Raw genomic sequence first — 20,490 nt, 5'->3', positions numbered from 1 at the left:
CGCGTGCTCGAAGAGTAATCCGTCGGAGTTGCCTATGACCACCCCCGTGATGCACGACACCCGCCCGTGGTGTATCGGCCGTTTCGTTCTTGACCTTCCCCATGATGCAGAGGTGTACAACCAAGAATACAAGTACATGGGATACTCGATCGATGTCACGAAGAATGTAGGTCAACAGGAATTCGGACGGCGAGTGGAAGCGCGCGAGCACGAACTGAAGACCAAACTGCGGGTTGATCCGCACAATTCATATTCACCGACCAAGACGCCTTGGCTGCATCAAGCGGCGCAACCCAATGAGTACTCGCGCTTCTTCGTTTTCGGGCGATACGACGTTCCGCCCGCCGAGCTTGCGTACGACGTGGAGGGGTATGCGTGGTCACACGATACGCAATTCACCTTGAAGAACAAGTTCGGAGATGGTTATGACCAGAGCGCGGTTCAGAACGCATCCGAGGTACTCCGAAACATTCGCCCGCGCGATGACTGGGATGTGCCGAACGATAGTGCATTTTGCTTTAACGGTGGCCTTATCGGCGGCAAACAACTTCCGGCGTTCGATGCGACTGTCGCGGCCGGTCTTGTTCCGGGGCGACCGTCTAATCTGATCGTGAAGATGCGCGAATCTGTTGATGCCGATCAGAAGACGTCGCTGTTGAGCGGACTCTCAGAATTCGAAGCTCAGCTGAAGCCGTATGCGGAGCACTATAAGGTATTGCGAAAAGGCAAGCGTCAGGTCGCCGGCATTCAAGCCGAGGAAATTCTCGTCGGCATTCACGAAGATGGTGTTCAGAAATACCAGTTTTACCTGCTGGCACCTGGGATAGAGGGCGACCCGTCAAAACCGCACACCGCTATTCAATTGTTGTTCGGTGCGGATCCTGACGCGGTGAATTCGGCGTCCGTGACGACGTCGCCGGTGAATGAAGAGCAGGCCGTCCAGGCGTGGGACACGGTCCTGAACAGCTTCCATTATCGTGGCGCAGCGAAGTAAGCAGGAGATCGAGGAATGCCGCGCTATGACATCGTGAAGGGCGATCTGACAACAGTTGGCGGAGTGGTGCAGGCCGGGGATGGGGCCGACCTGATCAATGGTCGGGAGCAAGCCTACGAGCATGATCCCGTCTTCTGTCCGGTCTGCAAAACCGTCGGGAAAATCGCGTGTGATGGCACGCGGATTTCCACCACCGGACCCGATGGGCGCCAGGCAGCGCTCAGTGACGATCTTTGCAACTGTCTGTGTTCGCCACCACCGCGTCTGGTTGCCTCGCAGACGACGTCGTTTAGCGACACTTAGCTATTCAGGGAGAATGTCTCTCTGCGTGACAATAAGCGGATTCTTTCACTTCTTCTGGCGGCGGAAATGAGCCGGTGCTCGGATACGCCGTAGCGCACCGGGATCGTCGCCGAAAAAAAGCAAAACTTCAGGGTGCACATCCGTCGACTTCCCGTCGTGTCTGCCTGTCGGACCGCGTTAGTATGGCCACCCCTTGATTTCAATGCTTTATACCGGGTAGCCTGACCTAGGCGGGACAACAGCTTCCAGTCCGACCCTCAAATAATATCCAGTAAAATCAAATGGTTTCTGTCTGGTTGTTTTTCATGCTCCATCAGGTGACGCCATCACGGAGTCCCAAGTTTGGGTTCCATCACACGCAGCACCGGCTGGCCGCCAACAACCGTCAGTGGAAAGTACGACCGGTGGGTGGCCGGGTCGACAGCGACGACATGTGCATTCAGCTCGAGGCGACCCCTCGCCGATTTTGGTGACTTTCGAGCCTCTGACGCTGAACATCGAACCGATGCCTGCTTCGCCCACAACGTAGAGGGTGTCCTGCACCGAATCGAACGCGAGCACATCGGGGGCGCTGCCGATATCGAACGAATGGACGACGCGCCGGGCGCACAAATCAAAGACGAGAAGCTTGTCGTTGCCCTCGCACGCGATGAAGGCGAGGCGATCACGCGGATCGATCAACAGGCCGTGGTTGCCTTTGGCACCGGGTAGATCGAAGCGGCCACCATCCGGCGCTGCACGCATGATTGCCGCAGGCGCTCCTTCTCCTGTCGGGGGGCAATCAATTCCGGTTTTGCGTTGTGTCGCTGCGTTGTGTCGCGCGGACCGCGGGGAATGCAATCAGATGTCAGATGTACGGGGAATGACGACGGCCTGTCCGTGCAATCTGCCGTCCGTATCGAGAAGCTGCCACAGGGTTGCTTCCTCGATCATGAAGCGCTGGCCGGATTTCGTGATGCGAACCCCTTTGTATCCGGTCTCGTAACCAAGCCGCTGGACGCGTGCGAGGAATTGCTGCCGTTCCTCGCGATTCGGCGCTTCGGCAGAGAGCCGGGACGGAAGTCGGGTGATTTCATCCCAGCTATATCCGAATCGGTGCTGTGCAGCCTTGTTGGCATAAATAAAGAGCGGATCGGGGTCGGTGTTGTGTGCAAGCACTGCGAACGGGGCGCGCTCATAGAGCCACTCGGTAGCGTCATTCTCGGGAACGGTTGCCGGCACGAGCGGGCGACCGAGCAGTCGAGCATGGCTGTCGGCAAGCAACCGATAAAAGGCTGGATTGCGAAAGAGCGGAGTCATCTGACACATCACGGGAAGATCGGAAGCCGTTACGATACAGCAGCTTCATGCGGCGCTGCGCATCGTGCCGGATCGCGCGGGTACGCCATCCGGACATGGCAGCCGGGAGCGAAGCGCCGAACGTGGATGCGAGAGGCTGCGCGCCGACGCGAAGCAGGTATCCGGTGCTGACGAGCATGAGTGTGCGGGCCGTCGCCGAATCTCCCGGCTCGTTTGAAAACGCCCGGATGAAAATACTGCTCAAGCTTTCCGCTTTACTGGGTCGACCTGCCCGAAGTCATGCAACGCGCAACTCGCACATGCCCGCGTATGTCCTGTACTGCCGCTTCCGCGGCCTGGACGCCGGAGAGAATCGCCGTCGGTACGCCATACCCCGGGAACGTTGTTTGTCCTCCGAGATAGAGGCCGCGCAGCCCTGTCCGATGCGGAAAGAACTTGTCAGGCGTGGTGCCTGGCGCAATGCCGTAGAGCGCCCCCTCGTACAGATGGCGTCCGCGCGCGAAATCCTGCGGATCCGATACGCGGATGTTTTCGAAGCAAACGCCGGGAAGATGGGCCTGTATCGCGTTGAGATAGTCGCCGACCGCGGCCTGCGTCATCGCGCTCGTCCATCCCGATGCGGAATGGATTCCCGTTGCTGGCGCATACAGTTCCAATACTGCCTTGCCGTTTGGCGCAAGCCCCGGCAGCACCTGTGACGGACAGGTGTAGGCGAGCCAGCGAGGCGCGCCGGGCGTCAATACATGCATGGCCGCCTGTTGCGGCATCGGGGGGACATGATTGGTCATGAAGGCGCGGGGCAGCGCGGCGCCGGTGCAGCCGATCTGGATTGAAATCGCGCGATGCGAGAGCGGTGCCACGCGGGCCGTGTGCGCCAGCCGCCGAGGTACGGCGTGGGCGGGCAACAGGTGGCGGACCACTTCGAAACCTGAACACGTCGCCACGACGCAATCGGTCGAGATGCGCTCGCCGTCGGCAAGCGCGATGCCCCGGGCGGCCCCGTTCTCTACGAGGATTTCGCGTACATGGGCACCGAACCTGATCGGCACCGATCTCCTGGCCAGTTCGCGCGCCATGACGGAGCTGATGGCGCCCATGCCTGCGCGAGGCAAATGGAATCCCTCCTCCAGCATGGCCAGCAAGCCAATGATCTGCGTCGCCGGAAGGCGATCGGGCGGTTGCCCGGTGTAGAGCAGTGTCGATGCAACGGCCGCCTGCAGGTCTGCATCAGCGAAGTGCGACGCGATCAGGCGGCTGACATGCCCATTCATGCGGGGCAGGTAACGCCACAGTTTGCCTAACGTCCGTAGAAGCGAAGGCTCCTGCGGCAGAACGTCATCAACCAGCGTCCGGTAGACGGGGCCCCATTGCCGTTGGAGCCTGCCAAGGCCGTCACGCAGTTGCTGTGTCCGTGAAGCCTCCCTGTCGCCTTCCACATATGACGTGCCGGCACTGGACAGATGGACGGCCGTTCCATTCTCCAGATGCGTCACGTGAGGCCGTTCGATGGCCACCATCGGAACCTCGCGATCGAAGTCGAGACCAAGGCGCCGGAACGACGCACGAATGAGCGAGGGCACCGCGACATACATCGCGCCGTTATTGAAGGTGAACCCGTTGGCCGTCGTGGTGGAACAGCAGCCGCCGGCTTCGTCCGAGGCCTCCAGTACGACGACGGGTCGGTCATTGCGCGCCAGCGTCAGCGCGGCAGCCAGGCCGGCCAGGCCTGCGCCGATCACGACGACGGGTTCCTCGCCATTGCTCGTCATACGATCCCTCATTATTTGCACGATGAGCAATATTGCGTATCGTGCATAAAAGGTGAATTCGTGACAAGTCTCGACCGCATCGCATGCCGGCGAACAAGACTTGCCATCACAGGGCAGCGCTCGACGCGTAGCTCGCCGCGTCGAGCGGGCGGTCAAGGATGCAATGGTTCGCCATTGGCCGGGAACGTATGCCGGGCGTGCCAGTCGCCATCCTTCCGAGTCAGCCGAACCGAGTTGAGGCCCAGCGGATCAGGCGCAATCCCCCGCATCTGCGACCACAGTTCAACCCACGCGGGCTCACAGGTAACGGTCACCACATAAGGATCGTCCGGCCCGTTCGGGAACCAGGTGCGCAGCGATTCTTTCCAGACGCGTTGCTTCAGCGCAGTTTCCGCGGAGACTGTCGGGATGGTCCCGATCGTCACGTATCCTCGGTCAGCCATGCTGAGGAAGGAAAGACTGATCGCCTGCCCCTGGCGAATCTCCAGCGCCTTGCGCGTTCTCGAATCGGTCATGAAACGAATCGTGAGGTCCTCCCCGATCTCCAGCACCTCGACGACCCTGGAGTTGATCTGACCGGACGCATCGTTCGAAGCTACAAAACAGAAGGCGCAATTGCTGACGATTTCAGTTGCTTGTTGAAAGAGTTGGCTTGCAGTCATGATGATGTGCGATAGCGTTTCAGTGGTGAGCCTTGAACATCGAAGGCTTCGCGTGACGTCAGGCCTGCCGTAGACGTCAAATTGCTCGGGAGACAATGCTATTTAATGCACTAAATGCAACTGTATACGTCGTGCATTATTTTGACAACATGCGCTGGAGGTGTCCACGTGATGTTCCGCACGTGCTGCAGTACGGACGTCTGCACCTCGATATGCACCGTTCGATGCCTTCTTTGCCTATGCTGTGAAACGGTCTGCGCGTCGCGCACGGGCCTGTCTTGTTTGAGGAGATCTTTCATGTCTGTTCGGGCCGTCATATTCGACTTCGATCTGACGCTGGCGGATTCGTCCGCCGCGATCATCGAATGCACGGACTACGCGCTGCATCGGCTTGGCACCGCCGGCGCGACGCCTGCGCGGATCGGCGCCGTGATCGGGCTGCCGCTGCACGAGATGTTCCGTTCGTTGACAGGCGAACCCGACCCGGCGCGGGCCGACGCGTTCGCGCGGCACTTCGTGGCGCGGGCCGACGAGATCATGGTGCACGGCACGCGCATTTATCCCGAAGTGCCGCCGCTGCTCGCGCGTCTGCGCGAGCAGGGTCTCGCAGTCGCGATCGTTTCGTCGAAGTTTCGTTACCGGATCGACGCGATCCTAGCGTTGAACGGATTGCAGTCGCTGGTCGACGTGCTGATCGGCGGAGAAGACGTGCAGCGTCACAAACCGGATCCGGAAGGGCTCGAGCTGGCGCTGGCGCGGCTTGGCTTGCCGGCCGCCGCGGCGATCTACGTGGGCGACCATGCGGTGGACGCGCAGGCGGCCGAGCGCGCCGGCGTGCCGTTCGTCGGCGCGGTGAGCGGGATGACGTCGTTCGACGCATGGGCGCGCGCGGGCAAGCAGGCGGTGACCGCGCATATCGGCGAACTGGCCGCGATCGTGCGGCGGATGCAGCGTGCTTCGGGTGAAGCCCGCGTCGATGCCGAACGTGGTGCCGAACCGGCCGACCGAACCGCAGACTGAACCGCTTTCCGCAACCGGCCGGCAGTGCGCGACGGATTCTGCGACCATCGCCGTTAAAGTCATACCCGCAACCCGGTCCGTCGCCATGTCACTCATTTCCTTCGCCTTTGCAAGAAACCGGCTGTCGCGCGTGCTGCCGACCGCCCGAACCCTGTCATACGCGATTCCGTTCGCGGCAGCGTGTACCGCAATCGGTGTACTGGGCGGCGCGCGTCCGGCCGATGCCGCCACGCAGCGCGAACGTCTCGAGGCACCGGTCAAGGCCGTCGCCGACCAGCGCGTGGCCGTCGCTACGCCGCAGGGCAGCGCGATGCTGCCCGTCTACGCCGACCATCCGCTCGACAAGGCCGCGCCCGACGTCACGCGCGTCTTCATCGTGATTCACGGCACGCTCCGGAATGCCGACGCGTACTATGCGTCGGGGCTCAAGGTCGTCGGGAAGGCCGGCGCGGCCGGGCAGGGCACGATGGTCGTCGCCCCGCAGTTCCTGACGCGCGCCGATACGCGTGCGTTCTCGCTGCCCGCGCAAACGCTGGCCTGGACCCAGGAAGGATGGAAGGGCGGCGAACCGGCGCGCCAGCCGGGCCCGGTCAGTTCGTTCGCCGCGCTCGACGCGTTGCTCGCGCATTTCGCCGATCGCAGCCTGTACCCGGCGTTGTCGACCGTGGTCGTGATCGGTCATTCCGCCGGCGCGCAGTTGCTGCAGCGCTACGCGGTGGCCGGGCACGAAGGCGACGCGCTGGCGCAGGCCGGCATTGCCGTGCGCTACGTGGTCGCGAACCCGTCGAGCTACCTGTATTTCGACGACGAACGGCCGGACGCCGGCGCAATCGCGGGCGGTGCCTGCCCGCGCGCGACGGAATGGAAATACGGGCTGAAGTCGGCGCCGCCTTACGTCGCGTCGCAGGACGTGCGCGACCTCGAAACGCGCTACGCCGCGCGCCATGTCGTGTACCTGCTCGGGCAGGCCGACACGAACCCTTACACGCATTTCATCGACCGCTCGTGCGCGGCGATGGCGCAGGGCCCGTACCGGCTCGCACGCGGGCTCGCGTATTTCGATTACCTGAAGAAGCGGCATCCGGACGATCTCGCGCAGCAGGTCGTCGAAGTGCCGGGCGTCGGACACGACAATCTCGGCATGTTCACGTCGGCTTGCGGGCTGGCCGTGCTGTTCGGCCAGGCGTTGCCGCAGTCGTGTCCGGTCGTTGCCGGAACCGCGCCGGCCGCGCCCACCTGATCGCACAGGTACGATCGGCGCACGATGCGCCGCCGCGCATCACGCCGGTTTTTCAGCGACCGGCGGTGCATCCGGGTCGAATACCGTCAATCCTTCCGTCGGGTCCGTCGGCCTGTCCCACGGACGTGCGGCGATGGCCCGTTTCGCGGCGTCGTAGCCGGCCTGCCGGCGGGCCGCGATGCCGGCCGGCGTGAAATCGATGTCCTTCAACTGATTGTCGCCGTCGAGTCGCGGTGCCGCGAGCTTGATCAGGTGCATCGTGGTCTCGCATCCCCATGCGGCGAGCCGGCGCACGGCAGGCGACGCACGTTCGGCTTCCGGCACGTGCCGGGCCAGTTCGCGGATCACGTGGCGCAGCCGGTGGATCTGCTGCTGGCGCGCGATATGGCTGTCGGTGCGGCTCGCGTACTGGATGTCCTTCTGCCGTTCCGACACCTGCCAGATGCTTTCGGGCTCGGGGCCGGCCGGATTCCACATCTGCACCGAGAAGATGATCGAACTCCGGCGCGGGTTGTCGTCGAGCACGACCTCGACCGGCGTATTCGAATACACGCCGCCGTCCCAGTACGGCTCGCCGTCGATCCGTATCGCCGGGAACGCGGGCGGCAGCGCGCCCGAACTCATGATGTGGTCGATGCCCAGATGCGTATCGCGCGAATCGAAATAGCGCATCGCGCCCGTGCACGCATTGACCGCACTGACGGTCAGGCGCGGGTGGCCCGCGTTCAGCAGGTCGGGATCGATGAGCGACGCGAGCGTGTCGCGCAGCGGCGCGATCCGGTAATACGATGCGCGATCGACGCCGAGGCGGACCATCGGCCCGAGCCACGACGCCGGATTGGGCTGGAAGAATCCCGTAATGCCGCCGCCGATGATCATCAGCTCGGCCAGCGTCTTGTCCCAGCCGGGCAGCAGCGGCGAGACGTCGAAACGGGTCCGTTCGGTCACGCGCTGCCAGAACGCCAGCAGCTTCTCGTAGCGCCGTTCCGGCGGATTTCCGGCGATCAGCGCCGCGTTGATCGCGCCGATCGACGTGCCGACCACCCAGTCGGGCCGGATACCGGCTTCGTCCATCGCCTGGAAGACGCCGAGCTGGTACGCGCCCAGCGCGCCGCCGCCCTGGAGCACGAGTACGACTTGCCCGGGGAGGTCCATTCGTGCCGGCTGGCTCGCGGTCATGGCTTGCCTCGCTGCGTGTGACGGTGGGTCGGATCCGAACAGTTCGATTCAGTGTAGGCGATCGGCGGCGCGGGATCGCCAGACGCGCGTCTGCAGGCATGCGCCGCCGGGCGGCCGGCGTTACGCGTCCGGGTACGGCGTACCGTCCTTGTGCAGGAACCGGCCGTCGCGGCTCGGGCTCATCATGTCGATGTCGGGGCAGGTGATCACATCGTCGGGCGAGCGCGACCCCACTTCGAGATAGACGGCAACCGCGTCCGACCGGTTGACGAGGTGATGGCCGTTGCCCGAGCCTTTCGGAAACGCCGCGCAGTCGCCCGCGCGCAGCACGGTCTCGCCGCCGTCCTCGATCATCACGAGTTCGCCTTCGAGCACATAGACGAATTCGTCTTCGTCGGAATGCCAGTGGCGCTGGCTCGACCAGCCGCCCGGCGGCACGCGCATCAGGTTGACGCCGAAATCGCGCAGCCCGCCGGCGTCGCCGAGGCGCTGGCGGATGCGCTGCGCGCACGGCGCGTCGAACGGCCGCGGATAGCCGCTGCCGCGGCGTTCGGGCACGGTGCTGAGGTCGATCCTGGGCATGGGCGGCTCCGTTTGCCACGCGGGCGAATGGGACGGTGGTCATTGTAGGCCGCCACCGCCCGCCGTTCGCCCGCGCGTTTCGTGGCGGGCCGCGTCATTCGACGGTGATCGTCTCCTTCATGTACGGATGAATCCCGCAGAACACCTTGTAGACGCCCGGCTTGTCGAAGCGGAACGAGTACGTCTCGTCCTGGTCGAGCGCCTTCGAATGAAAGATGCCGGCGTCGTTGACGACGGTGTGCGGTTCCCCGTCGAGGTTCTTCCACGTGACCGTCGTGCCGGCCTTGATCGTGGTCGACATCGGCGAAAACATGAAGTTGTGGATCGTGACCAGCGGGCCGTCCGGGCCCTGCGCGAACGCGGCGAGCGGCGTGCCGGCGGCGGCCGCGCACAGGATCAGCGCCGCGATGATTTTTGGTTGCTTGAAGCGGGTCATGTCGGTCTCCTTATGACTATCAGGCCAGCGTCGCGTCGTGCAGCGCCGACGCGGTCGGGTGGCCGGCGAACTCCACGGTCGTCACGCCGAGCATCTTCGGCAACTGGTCGCGCGGCACCGTGAGTGGCACGGGGCCCGGGCCGTTGCCGGCCGTCGGCTGCGGGAACGCGGTCGAGCGCGCCGTATGGAACGTGATGTTGCCCTCGACCTTCGACACGATCTGGTGGATGTGCCCGTTCAGCACGGTGACCGAGCCGAAACGGCGCAGCAGCGCCATCGTCTGCGGCGCGTCGCCGGTGCCCCAGCCCCACGGCTCGTAGATGGTCCACATCGGCATGTGCGAGAACACGACGATCGGCGTGCTCGACGAGCGGCCCTTCAGATCCTGCGCGAGCCACGCGAGCTGGTCGTCGCCGAAGCTGCCGAGCCCGTTCGGCTTGAAATGCATCACGTTGACGAGGCCGATGAAGTGCACGCCCGCGTGATCGAAGCTGTAATAACCGCGGTTGTCCGACGCCTTGCCGAACCGGCTGAAATATTCGGCGCCCGAACCGTCGGTGACGTCGTGCTCGCCGGGTACCGTGTGCAGTTCCGGCACGCGCAGCGCGGACAGCAGTTGCGACGCGTGGTCGAATTCCTCCGGCTTGGACAGGTGCGTGATGTCGCCGGTATGGATGGTGAGCGCGGGCATCGAGGACATTCCGTTGACGAGGTCGATCGTCTGCCGCAGCGTGGCCGACACGTCGGGATTCGCGTCCTTGTTGAAGCCGATGTGCGTGTCGCTGATCTGTACGAACAGCGGCCGGCCCGCATCGGCCGGGCGTGCGTCGCCGGTCTGCGCGAGCGCGAGGTCGAACGGCGTCAGGATGCCGCCCGACAGCGTAAACAGCGTGCCGAGGCCGCCGAAGGCCATGCACTGCAGTGCTTTGCGGCGCGACGGACGGGTGGGGTTTGAGGAAGACATGGGAGCCTCGCAATCGTATGACGAAACGGGACGGCCGGATCGTCCTGGAATAAACCGGCGCCTTCGTGTGCCATACCGGTGCAACGACGGTTTTATTCCCGCCATGTGCGAATTCGGGCACCGGTGGCGGCCCGCAAGGCGGCTGTCGGGATGCCGAACGATGACTTGTTAATGTCCTGTAATCGATACGTCATATTTGCGTCATGGCCGCCCGATAGCCTGCGACACCGAGTCACCTCTCCGGAGCCCCTTCATGCCGAATCTCGCGGCAACGGAAACCAGCGGCGCGGCAAGCCAGCGTACCCGCACCCTCAGCTTCGCGCTGTTTTTTCTGATCATTGCCTGCGGCATCGTCTATATCGCGATTCACCTGAGCGCCGACCTCAGCCCGGTCACGGAAAGTTCGGTCCTGCCGTTCGTGCTGCTCGTCGTCGCGCTGCTGATCGCGCTCGGCTTTGAATTCGTGAACGGCTTTCACGACACCGCGAACGCGGTCGCGACCGTCATCTACACGCATTCGCTCGACCCGCACCTGGCCGTCGTCTGGTCGGGCCTCTGGAACCTGTTCGGCGTGCTCGTGTCGAGCGGCGCCGTCGCATTCGGCATCGTGCAGTTGCTGCCCGTCGAGCTGATCCTGCAGGTCGGCAGCGGCGCCGGTTTCGCGATGGTGTTCGCGCTGCTGATCGCAGCCGTCACGTGGAACCTCGCGACCTGGTATTTCGGACTGCCGTCGTCGAGCTCGCACACGCTCGTCGGCTCGATCATCGGCGTCGGCCTGATGAACCAGATCGTCAGCGGCCCGTCGGGCACGAGCGGTGTCGACTGGAACCAGGCGCTCGGCGTCGGCAAGGCGCTGCTGCTGTCGCCGCTGATCGGCTTCGTGCTGTCCGCACTCGTGTTGCTGCTGCTGAAGGCGCTGGTGCGCGTGCCGGCGCTGTACCAGGAGCCGAAAGGCAACAAGCCGCCGCCGTTCTGGATCCGCCTGCTGCTGATCCTCACCTGCACGGGCGTGTCGTTCGCGCACGGCTCGAACGACGGGCAGAAGGGCATGGGGCTGATCATGCTGATCCTGATCGGCGTGATGCCCACCGCATACGCGCTGAACAAGGCCGTGACGCCCGACCAGACGAGCACGTTCGTCGCGGTCGCGCGCCACGCGTCGACGACGCTCGTCAAGTACGCGGATCCGGCCGCACAGTCCGCCGACCCGCGCGCCGACGTCGAGGCATACGTGCGCACGCACAAGCTGACGCCCGCGACGATTCCCGCGCTGGGCAAGCTTACCGACACGATCGCCGACCAGGTCGCGCAGGCCGGCGGTATCTCGAGCGTGCCGCAGAACCTCGTCGACAACGTGCGCAACAACATGTACGTCGCGTCCGAGGCGATCCGCCTGATGGAGAAAGCGAAGGCGCCGGCGTTCCCGGTCGAGGACGCGAGCGCGCTCGATGCGTTCAAGAAGCAGATGGACCGCGCGACGAAATTCATCCCGACGTGGGTCAAGGTTGCGGTCGCGATCGCGCTTGGCCTCGGCACGATGGTCGGCTGGAAGCGGATCGTCGTGACGGTCGGCGAGAAGATCGGCAAGTCGCATCTCACGTACGGGCAGGGCGCGTCGGCCGAGGCCGTCGCGATGCTGACGATCGGGATGGCCGACGCGTACGGGCTGCCGGTATCGACGACGCACGTGCTCGCGTCGGGCGTGGCCGGCACGATGACCGCGAGCGGCGCGGGCCTGCGCTGGGACACGGTGCGCAACCTCGTGCTCGCGTGGGTGCTGACGCTGCCCGCGTCGATCGCGCTGTCGGCCGCCCTGTACTGGGCGCTGCACGGGCTGTTCTGACCGGCGCCGACGGATGCGCCGCCCGGCCGCGCGGCATGCGGCCGGTCCCATCGATTTTCAATTCAACACAAGACGCTACCGATGGATATCAGGTTCTTCGATCCGAATCGCACCGCGAACGCTTCGGCGTGGCGCGTGCTCCCCAACCGCTGGGATGCCATCGCGTTTCCGCTGATCATCTGCCTGCTTGCCATGGCGATCGTCGGCTTCCATCAGACGATGGCGCCGATCGGCGTGCTGCAAACGCAGAAGATCGCGCTCGACCCGTCGAACCTGCCCGAATACGCGTTGCGGACCACGCTGCGGATGCTTGCCGCGATGGTCGCGTCGCTCGTGTTCACGCTCGTCTACGGCACGCTTGCGGCCAAGAGCCGTCGCGCGGGCATGGTGCTGATCCCGATCCTCGACATCCTGCAGTCGGTGCCGGTGCTCGGCTACATCTCGTTTACGGTCACGTTCTTCCTCGCGCTGTTCCCGGGCCGCGTGCTCGGCGCGGAGCTTGCGGCGATCTTCGCGATCTTCACGAGCCAGGCATGGAACATGACGTTCAGCTTCTACCAGTCGCTGCGCACGGTGCCGCGCGACCTGAGCGAAGTGTCGCGCGGCTTTCACCTGACGCCGTGGCAGCGCTTCTGGAAGCTCGAGGTGCCGTTCTCGATGCCGGGGCTGATCTGGAACATGATGATGTCGATGTCGGGCGGCTGGTTCTTCGTCGTCGCGTCGGAGGCGATCACCGTCGGCAACCAGACCATCACGCTGCCGGGGGTCGGCGCGTATCTCGCGCAGGCGATCTCGGACAAGAACATCGGCGCGATCGGCTGGGTGATCGTTGCAATGTCGGTCGTGATCCTGGCTTATGACCAGTTCCTGTTCCGCCCGCTCGTCGCGTGGGCCGACAAGTTCCGGATGGAGAACACCGCGTCGGGCGATGCGCCGCAATCCTGGCTGCTCGACATGATGCGCCGCACGCACCTGATCCATCAGTTGCTCGTGCCGGCCGGCTGGCTGCTGTCGCAGGCCGCGCGGATTCCGCTGCGCCTGCCGTCGCTGAAGGGCACGCGCTCGCGCGGCGCGTCGGCGCGCGCCTCGTCGCGCATCGGCGACATCGTGTGGGGCGCGTTCGTGATCCTGCTGACGGTGTACGTCGTGTGGCGCGTCGTCAGCTTCGTCGCGACCGGCGTGACGATGGCCGAGGTCGGCCACGTGCTGGTGCTCGGGCTCATTACGCTGCTGCGCGTGTTGGTGCTGATCGCGATCGCATCGGTGATCTGGGTGCCACTCGGCGTGCTGATCGGGCTGCGCCCGGCGCTCGCCGAGAAGATCCAGCCGCTCGCGCAGTTCCTCGCCGCGTTCCCGGCGAACCTGCTGTTCCCGGTGTTCGTGATCGTGATCGTCCACTTCCACCTGAATGCGGACATCTGGCTGTCGCCGCTGATCGTGCTCGGCACGCAGTGGTACATCCTGTTCAACGTGATCGCCGGTGCGATGTCCTATCCGAACGACTACAAGGAAGCGACGAAGAATTTCCGCATCCGCGGCTGGCAGTGGTGGCGGCAGGCGATCCTGCCCGGCATCTTCCCGTACTACGTGACTGGTGCCATCACCGCGTCGGGCGGCGCGTGGAACGCGAGCATCGTGTCCGAGTTCGTGCAGTGGGGCGACACCAAGGTCGTCGCGCACGGCCTCGGCGCGTACATCGCGCAGATGACCGCCGCCGGCGATTTCCCGAAGATCATCCTGGGCATCGCGGTGATGTCCCTGTTCGTTACCTTGTTCAACCGTCTGCTGTGGCGTCCGATGTACGCCTATGCGGAATCCCGGCTCCGTCTCGATTGAGAGTAAGCGCGATGCAAAATTCGACCGTTATCAACGCCCCTGTCAAGCCATCCCAGCCGCTGCAGCCGCCGCGCCTCGGCGAAGAAATCCTCCGCGTCGAGCATGTGAATCGCGGCTTCAACAAGTCGCAGGGCGAACTGCTCGTGCTCGACGACGCGAACCTGTCGCTGCGCGAAGGCGAGATCGTCGGGCTGCTCGGCCGTTCCGGCTCGGGCAAGTCGACGCTGCTGCGGATCATCGCCGGCCTGATCGAGCCGACCGGCGGTGAAGTGACCTACCTCGGCCAGCCGCTGCGCGGCCCGGCCGAAGGCGTCGCGATGGTGTTCCAGACCTTCGCGCTGTTCCCGTGGCTCACCGTGCTGCAGAACGTGGAGGCCGGCCTCGAAGCGCTTGGCGTCGGCGCGCGTGAGCGGCGCGAGCGTGCGCTCGCCGCGATCGACCTGATCGGTCTCGACGGTTTCGAGAACGCGTACCCGCGCGAGTTGTCGGGCGGCATGCGCCAGCGCGTGGGCTTTGCGCGCGCGCTCGTCGTCGATCCGACGATCCTGCTGATGGACGAGCCGTTCTCGGCGCTCGACGTGCTGACGGCCGAGACGCTGCGTACCGACCTGCTCGACCTGTGGACGCAAGGGCGGATGCCGATCAAGTCGGTGCTGATCGTCACGCACAACATCGAGGAAGCCGTGTTCATGTGCGACCGGATCCTCGTGCTGTCGTCGAATCCGGGCCGCGTGATCGCCGAGATCAAGGTGCCGTTCAAGCATCCGCGCAACCGGCTCGACACCGATTTCCGCAAGCTCGTCGACGACATCTACGCGAAGATGACGGCCCGCCAGACCAACGAGGCGACGAAGAAGGGGCTCGAGCTCGGCAGCTGGATGCCGCGCGTGTCGACCAACCTGATGGCCGGCCTGATCGAAACGCTCGCGATGGCGCCGTACCACGGCCGTGCCGACATGCCGGAAATCGCGCGCACGCTGCATCTGGAAGTCGACGAGTTGTTCCCGATCGCCGAAGTGCTGCAGCACCTCGGCTTCGCGGACGTGCGGGAAGGCGATGTGTTCCTGACGCCGCCCGCGCGCGTGTTTGCCGAGTTCGGCACGCAGGAGCGCAAGCTGATGTTCGCGGATCACCTGCTGAAGCACGTGCCGCTCGCCGCACGGATCAGGAAGGTGCTGAACGAGCGTCCGGGCCATCGTGCGCCGCGCGTGCGCTTCGAGCAGGAGCTGGAGGATTTCCTGTCGGACGAAGCGGCCGAGGAAACGCTTGACGCGGTGATCGACTGGGGGCGTTACGGCGAAGTGTTTTCGTATAACGACAAGACCGAGGTGTTCAGTCTCGAGGATGTCGAGAGCTGATGCCTGAGCCCGAATGGCGAGCGATCGTCATTCGGGCAAATCGCGCTGGTTGGCGTCCAGTTCGATCCCCCCGGTATTGAGATGCTCGATCTTCTCCATCCGCTGCCGCGCCAGTTCCGGCAACTGGTTCGTCACGCCGATCACGAGCGCTTCGGCGAGCGCCAGCGCCGGCACGTTGGTCTGCAGCATCGCGAAAGGGCGCCCCTGGATCCGCAGCACGATCTCCGCGAACTTGCCGATCGGCGACATCCATTCGTCGGTGATCAGCAGAATCCGCGTGCCGAGCCGGTGCGCGGCCTGCGCGAAGCGGATGCTGTCCTTCTGGTAGCGGCGAAAGTCGAAGATGACGAGCACGTCGTCGCGCCCCATGTCGGTCAGTGCGACCGACGCGAGATTCACGTTCGGTTCGACGTACTGCACGTTCGGACGCGCATAGGCCAGCGTGAACGAAAACAACGACGCGAGCGGTGCCGTGTAGCGCCCGCCGCCGCAGAAGATACGGACATCCGGATCGGCCAGCAGCGCCACGGCTGCGTCGAACGCGGCCGCGTCGAGCCCTTCGATCGTGGTCGCGAGCGACTCGGACAGCCGCTGGAAAATCGCCGAATGGCTGTCGCGCATGCCCGTTTCCGAATGGAACGCATCCATTCGCGCGAGCGGCGAATTCATCGCGGTGTCGATCTCGTCGTACAGCGCCTGCTGGAACGACGAGTAATTCGGAAAGCCGATCCGGACGACAAAGCGGAACACGGTCGGGTCGCTGACTTCAGCCTGCTTGGCGACGCTCGCGATCGGCCCGAGGCCGAGGCTCGGATAGCGATCCAGCAACGCATGCGCAACCTTCTGTTCCGACGGCGTGAAGCTATCCATCTGGGATAACAGCAACGCCCTGATGCTCGTCCCCATCGGGCACTCCAGCTCTCTTATCTGAATGACAAACGGCAGACGTGCGTCTGCCGGGACCCCACGCATGTTAGCCGATCGACGTGCGGCGGGCCGCGGATGCTCCGAAATTAGAGGGACGTATCACACAGTCCGATGTCCGCTCATCAATGTAATGAAACGAACATTTCTCGGGAAGTGTTTCCGCGGGCATTCGCTTGTATTTCAGTACTAACCCTAGGTTTTGGTGCAAAAAAGCGAGTGATATGATCGCGACCTCGCCGGAATGTACTGTTTATTACATGCCGGATTGGCAGCGTTGACCCGTGATGACGCGGCGGCGCATCCCGGCCTGGCCCGGTCATTTGTCTGGAGGATTCCGTCATGAGGCGGCTCGTCGTACTCACCCTGTTGTCGGCATTGAGCGTGTCCGCGTTCGCCGCTTCGGAACCCGCGGTAGAAGCGAAGAACGGTATGGTCGTGTCGTCGCAGCACTTCGCGTCGCAGATCGGCGTCGACATCCTGAAGGAAGGCGGCAACGCGGTGGACGCGGCGGTGGCGGTCGGTTACGCGCAGGCGGTGACCAATTCGTGCTGCGGCAACATCGGCGGCGGCGGCTTCATGACCGTGCACCTGGCCGACGGCCGCGACCGCTTCATCAATTTCCGCGAGACCGCGCCGGCCGCGGCGACGGCGAACATGTATCTCGACGCGTCGGGCAACGTGCGTCCGGGCGAAAGCCTGTACGGCTATCGCGCCGTCGGCGTGCCGGGCACGGTCGCCGGCCTCGATCTCGCGCAGCGCAAATACGGGAAGCTGACGCGCAAGCAGGTGATGGCGCCGGCGATCCGGCTCGCGCGCGACGGCTTCGTGCTGACGCGCGGCGATACGGACATCCTCGACACGACGATCGAGCGCTTCAAGAAGGACCCGGACGCGGCCCGCATCTTCCTGCGGCCGGACGGCACGCCGCTGCAGCCGGGCGACCGCCTGGTGCAGAAGGACCTGGCCCGTACGCTCGAGCGGATCGCGGAGCAGGGGCCCGACGCGTTCTATCACGGCGAGATTCCGAAGATCGTCGAGGCGGCCGCGAAGCGCGGCGGCGGGCTGATCACGGCGGCCGATTTCGCGTCGTATCGCGCGCAGGACACGGCGCCGCTGACCTGCACGTATCGCGGCTACGAGTTCGTGTCGGCGCCGCCGCCGAGCTCGGGCGGCGTGACGATGTGCGAGACGCTGAACGTCCTCGAAGGGTATGACCTGCGCAAGTTCGGCTACCAGTCGGCTTCGGTGGTCCACTACATGACCGAGGCGATGCGCCACGCGTACGAGGATCGCAACACGCTGCTGGGCGACCCGAACTTCATCGACAATCCGGTCGCGAAGCTGACGAGCAAGGAGTATGCGGCGGAGATCCGCAAGCAGATCAGCGGCGAGATGGCGACTGCGTCGGTCGACGTGCAGCCGGGTGTCGGCGTGCACGAGAAGCCGGAGACGACCCACTACTCGATCATCGACCGTGACGGCAACGCGGTGTCGACCACGTACACCGTCAACGGCCGCTTCGGCGCCGTGGTGATCGCGCCGGGCACGGGCTTCTTCCTGAACGACGAGATGGACGACTTCACGGTCAAGGTCGGCGCGCAGAACCTGTTCGGCCTCGTGCAGGGCACGCGCAACTCGATCGCGCCGGGCAAGCGTCCGCTGTCGTCGATGGCGCCGACGATCGTGAAGAAGGACGGCAAGGTGTTCATGGTGGTCGGTTCGCCGGGCGGCTCGCGCATCATCACGATCACGCTGCAGACCGTACTGAACGTGATCGACTACGGGATGACGCCGCAGGATGCGGTCAGTGCGCCGCGCGTCCATCATCAATGGCTGCCGGACGAGGTCTATTACGAGACCCGCGGCCTGTCGCCCGACACGCTCGCGATCCTGCGCAACATGGGTTACAAGATGGTCGAGCAGACGCCGTGGGGCGCCGCCGAGCTGATCATGGTCGGCCTGCCCGGCACCGAGGCGGTGAGCCGCCAGAGTTCCGGCAACGACTCGTCGGTGTCCGGCAACGTGCGCGTCGGCTACATCTATGGCGTCAACGATCCACGCCGCCCGGCCGGTTCGGCGATCGGCTACTGACCTGATCTGACTGGGTCGCACCAAGCTGAACGGCTGCCCCGGCGTTCGTCATCGCGCGAACGCCGGGGCAGCGACAGCGCGTCCGTTCGCGGACTTCCGCAGTATCGAGCGTGGCGGGTGCCCGGAATGCCGGGCACGGCCGGCCCGCAACGCGCACCGTGGCACGGCACCGGCGCGCGCGCATTTCCTTCTTCCATCCCTTCACCGTGCGTCGAGTTCCGTTATGAACAAACGAATGTCTGCGGCAGGCTGGATCCTGCTCGCGATGGCGGCCGGCATCTTCATCGGCTATATGATCTTCACGCAGCTTCCGGACAAGCAGTCGGCCGCGGAAATTGCCGGTTACATCTCGCTCGTGTCCGACGTGTTCCTGCGGCTGATCAAGATGGTGATCGGCCCGCTGGTGTTCTCGACGCTCGTCGTCGGCATTGCGCACATGGGCGATGCGTCGTCCGTCGGGCGCGTGTTCGTGAAGGCGTTCGGCTGGTTCGTCACCGCGTCGCTGATCTCGCTGCTGCTCGGGTTGCTGATGGCGAACCTGCTGCGCCCCGGCGAGAACCTCGGCCTGCCGCTGCCGGACATCGGCGCATCCGCGCATCTCGCGACCTCCAAGTTCACGCTGAAGGATTTCGTCAGTCACATGGTGCCGAAGTCGATCGCCGAGGCGATGGCGAACAACGAGATCCTGCAGATCGTCGTGTTCTCGATGTTCTTCGGCGTCGCGCTGTCGGCGCTCGGCGAGCGCGGCAAGATTCTCGTCGCCGCGATCGACCAGCTGGCGCATGTGATGCTGAAGATCACCGGCTACGTGATGAAGCTCGCGCCGCTCGCGGTGATGGCGGCGATGGCATCGACCGTCGCGATCAACGGGCTGTCGATCCTGCTGAAGTTCGCGGTGTTCATGGGCGACTTCTACGCGAGCCTCATGCTGCTGTGGGCCACGCTCGTCGCCGCCGGGCTGCTGTTCCTCGGTCGCCGGGTGTTCAAGCTGCTGGTGCTGATCAAGGAAGCGTTCATGCTGTCGTTCGCGACCGCAAGCTCCGAGGCCGCGTATCCGAAGATCCTCGACGCGCTCGATCGTTTCGGCGTGCGACGCAAGATTTCGAGCTTCGTGATGCCGATGGGCTATTCGTTCAACCTCGACGGCTCGATGATGTACTGCACGTTCGCGTCGCTGTTTATCGCGCAGGCCTACAACATCCACCTGTCGCTCGGCACGCAGGTCACGATGCTGCTGGTCCTGATGCTGACGTCGAAGGGGATGGCCGGCGTGCCGCGCGCATCGCTCGTCGTGATCGCGGCGACGCTGCACCAGTTCAACATCCCGGAAGCCGGGCTGCTGCTGATTCTCGGCGTCGACACGTTCCTCGACATGGGCCGCTCGGCCACGAACGCGGTGGGCAACTCGATCGCCAGCGCGGTGGTCGCGAAGTGGGAAGGCGAGCTGATGTCGGAAGCCGAGGCGAAGGTGCATGCCGCGCATCTCGATGCCGAACTGGAACGGCAGAACAACGATCCGGCCTACGGCGCCGGTCAGGCCACGTCGACCTGACGTCAGGCGGCCAGCGCCTCGTCGATGCACGCCGCCAGCACCATCGCGGCGGCGTTGCCCGGCGCCGAGCCGAGCAACTGCGGCGCATAGACGCTGTCGCCGATCCCGATCGGCCGTCCCGACAGCGCGCAGACGCCGCGCTTGCGTGTCGTGAACAGCCGCCACTTCTGGTAGCCGTAGTGCCCGGTGCATGCGTCGCACCACGAAATCATCACGGTGTCGGCCGTGGGCCGCTCGAGCACGCTGATGGTCGGCCGGCTCGACGCGTCCCACGACGGCAGCCGATCGCGCGTGACGCTGCGCCGCCGCGGCACGCCCCACGATACGGACGGCATGTCGAAGCTGCCGATCGCGGCAACGGTCATGAGCCAGGGCGCTGCACTGTCGTTCATGTCAGTTTTCCCAGAAACGTTACGCGACACCGCGACGCGCGGC

18 protein-coding genes and 1 pseudogene are annotated in these 20,490 nt (G+C 64.6%); 9 read left to right on the top strand and 10 right to left on the bottom strand.

Translation table 11 applies throughout. The features are described 5' to 3' along the window. The first annotated feature begins 34 nt into the window (after nt 1–34). Entirely contained in the window at nt 35–994 is a 960-nt protein-coding gene (locus tag R9B84_RS29010) for a T6SS immunity protein Tli4 family protein (protein WP_423763392.1), read from the top strand. Nucleotides 995–1,009: 15 nt separating this feature from the next. Continuing rightward, nucleotides 1,010–1,297: a PAAR domain-containing protein gene (locus R9B84_RS29005; protein ID WP_423763391.1), complete on the top strand. Its 288-nt coding sequence runs from the start codon at nt 1,010–1,012 to the stop codon at nt 1,295–1,297. A gap of 326 nt (nt 1,298–1,623) precedes the next feature. Here R9B84_RS29005 and R9B84_RS29000 read toward each other — a convergent pair. The 4 genes and pseudogenes from R9B84_RS29000 to R9B84_RS28985 form a co-directional block, all read right to left on the bottom strand. Further along, nucleotides 1,624–2,017 (bottom strand): annotated as a pseudogene (locus R9B84_RS29000) (YncE family protein); the annotation flags it as partial. 120 nt (nt 2,018–2,137) lie between these two features. Further along, nucleotides 2,138–2,596 carry an MEKHLA domain-containing protein gene (locus R9B84_RS28995; protein ID WP_423763390.1) on the bottom strand — a complete coding sequence of 153 codons (459 nt, stop codon included), beginning with the start codon at nt 2,594–2,596 and terminating at the stop codon, nt 2,138–2,140. Nucleotides 2,597–2,850: 254 nt separating this feature from the next. After that, entirely contained in the window at nt 2,851–4,365 is a 1,515-nt protein-coding gene (locus R9B84_RS28990; RefSeq protein ID WP_423763389.1) for a phytoene desaturase family protein, read from the bottom strand. 152 nt (nt 4,366–4,517) lie between these two features. Continuing rightward, nucleotides 4,518–5,027: a pyridoxamine 5'-phosphate oxidase family protein gene (locus tag R9B84_RS28985; RefSeq protein ID WP_423763388.1), complete on the bottom strand. Its 510-nt coding sequence runs from the start codon at nt 5,025–5,027 to the stop codon at nt 4,518–4,520. Nucleotides 5,028–5,141: 114 nt separating this feature from the next. Here R9B84_RS28985 and R9B84_RS28980 point away from each other — a divergent pair, with 114 nt between their 5' ends. Beyond that, entirely contained in the window at nt 5,142–6,047 is a 906-nt protein-coding gene (locus tag R9B84_RS28980; RefSeq protein ID WP_423763387.1) for an HAD family hydrolase, read from the top strand. Nucleotides 6,048–6,132: 85 nt separating this feature from the next. Beyond that, nucleotides 6,133–7,287 (top strand): alpha/beta hydrolase, encoded by a 1,155-nt coding sequence (locus R9B84_RS28975; RefSeq protein ID WP_423763386.1) that lies wholly within the window; start codon nt 6,133–6,135, stop codon nt 7,285–7,287. A 39-nt stretch (nt 7,288–7,326) separates the two neighbouring features. Here R9B84_RS28975 and R9B84_RS28970 read toward each other — a convergent pair whose 3' ends face one another. The 4 genes from R9B84_RS28970 to R9B84_RS28955 all read right to left on the bottom strand — a co-directional run bounded on the left by R9B84_RS28970 (nt 7,327) and on the right by R9B84_RS28955 (nt 10,448). Beyond that, nucleotides 7,327–8,466 (bottom strand): patatin-like phospholipase family protein, encoded by a 1,140-nt coding sequence (locus R9B84_RS28970; RefSeq protein WP_423763385.1) that lies wholly within the window; start codon nt 8,464–8,466, stop codon nt 7,327–7,329. 120 nt (nt 8,467–8,586) lie between these two features. Then, complete coding sequence (locus R9B84_RS28965) at nt 8,587–9,048, bottom strand: cupin domain-containing protein (RefSeq protein WP_423763384.1); 462 nt, start codon at nt 9,046–9,048, stop codon at nt 8,587–8,589. 94 nt (nt 9,049–9,142) lie between these two features. Continuing rightward, the gene (locus tag R9B84_RS28960; RefSeq protein WP_423763383.1) at nt 9,143–9,484 is read right to left on the bottom strand and encodes a cupredoxin domain-containing protein; all 342 of its coding nucleotides are present in this window, start codon (nt 9,482–9,484) and stop codon (nt 9,143–9,145) included. A 19-nt stretch (nt 9,485–9,503) separates the two neighbouring features. Next, the gene (locus R9B84_RS28955; protein WP_423763382.1) at nt 9,504–10,448 is read right to left on the bottom strand and encodes a metallophosphoesterase family protein; all 945 of its coding nucleotides are present in this window, start codon (nt 10,446–10,448) and stop codon (nt 9,504–9,506) included. A 253-nt stretch (nt 10,449–10,701) separates the two neighbouring features. Between R9B84_RS28955 and R9B84_RS28950 the strand changes: the two genes are divergently transcribed. The 3 genes from R9B84_RS28950 to R9B84_RS28940 all read left to right on the top strand — a co-directional run bounded on the left by R9B84_RS28950 (nt 10,702) and on the right by R9B84_RS28940 (nt 15,485). Beyond that, complete coding sequence (locus tag R9B84_RS28950) at nt 10,702–12,291, top strand: inorganic phosphate transporter (protein ID WP_423763381.1); 1,590 nt, start codon at nt 10,702–10,704, stop codon at nt 12,289–12,291. A gap of 81 nt (nt 12,292–12,372) precedes the next feature. After that, complete coding sequence (locus R9B84_RS28945) at nt 12,373–14,127, top strand: ABC transporter permease (RefSeq protein WP_423763380.1); 1,755 nt, start codon at nt 12,373–12,375, stop codon at nt 14,125–14,127. An 11-nt stretch (nt 14,128–14,138) separates the two neighbouring features. Beyond that, on the top strand, nt 14,139–15,485 hold the full coding sequence (locus tag R9B84_RS28940) for an AAA-associated domain-containing protein (RefSeq protein ID WP_423763379.1): 1,347 nt from the start codon (nt 14,139–14,141) through the stop codon (nt 15,483–15,485). Nucleotides 15,486–15,512: 27 nt separating this feature from the next. On the opposite strand, the gene R9B84_RS28935 is transcribed toward R9B84_RS28940, so the two are convergent. Next, entirely contained in the window at nt 15,513–16,391 is an 879-nt protein-coding gene (locus tag R9B84_RS28935) for a MurR/RpiR family transcriptional regulator (protein WP_423763378.1), read from the bottom strand. Nucleotides 16,392–16,751: 360 nt separating this feature from the next. Here R9B84_RS28935 and ggt point away from each other — a divergent pair, with 360 nt between their 5' ends. Further along, nucleotides 16,752–18,503: a gamma-glutamyltransferase gene (gene ggt / locus R9B84_RS28930; RefSeq protein WP_423763377.1), complete on the top strand. Its 1,752-nt coding sequence runs from the start codon at nt 16,752–16,754 to the stop codon at nt 18,501–18,503. Between the two features lie 223 nt (nt 18,504–18,726). Next, nucleotides 18,727–20,055 (top strand): dicarboxylate/amino acid:cation symporter, encoded by a 1,329-nt coding sequence (locus tag R9B84_RS28925; protein ID WP_423763376.1) that lies wholly within the window; start codon nt 18,727–18,729, stop codon nt 20,053–20,055. A gap of 2 nt (nt 20,056–20,057) precedes the next feature. On the opposite strand, the gene R9B84_RS28920 is transcribed toward R9B84_RS28925, so the two are convergent. Further along, nucleotides 20,058–20,447 carry a DUF3331 domain-containing protein gene (locus R9B84_RS28920; RefSeq protein ID WP_423763375.1) on the bottom strand — a complete coding sequence of 130 codons (390 nt, stop codon included), beginning with the start codon at nt 20,445–20,447 and terminating at the stop codon, nt 20,058–20,060. Nucleotides 20,448–20,490: the final 43 nt, after the last annotated feature.

Origin of the sequence: Burkholderia sp. NLJ2 (assembly GCF_049487195.1) — a bacterium.
Classification (GTDB): domain Bacteria; phylum Pseudomonadota; class Gammaproteobacteria; order Burkholderiales; family Burkholderiaceae; genus Burkholderia; species Burkholderia pyrrocinia.
Note: the sequence above shows the minus strand (reverse complement) of the source record. Positions and strands in the feature narration are given on the sequence as shown.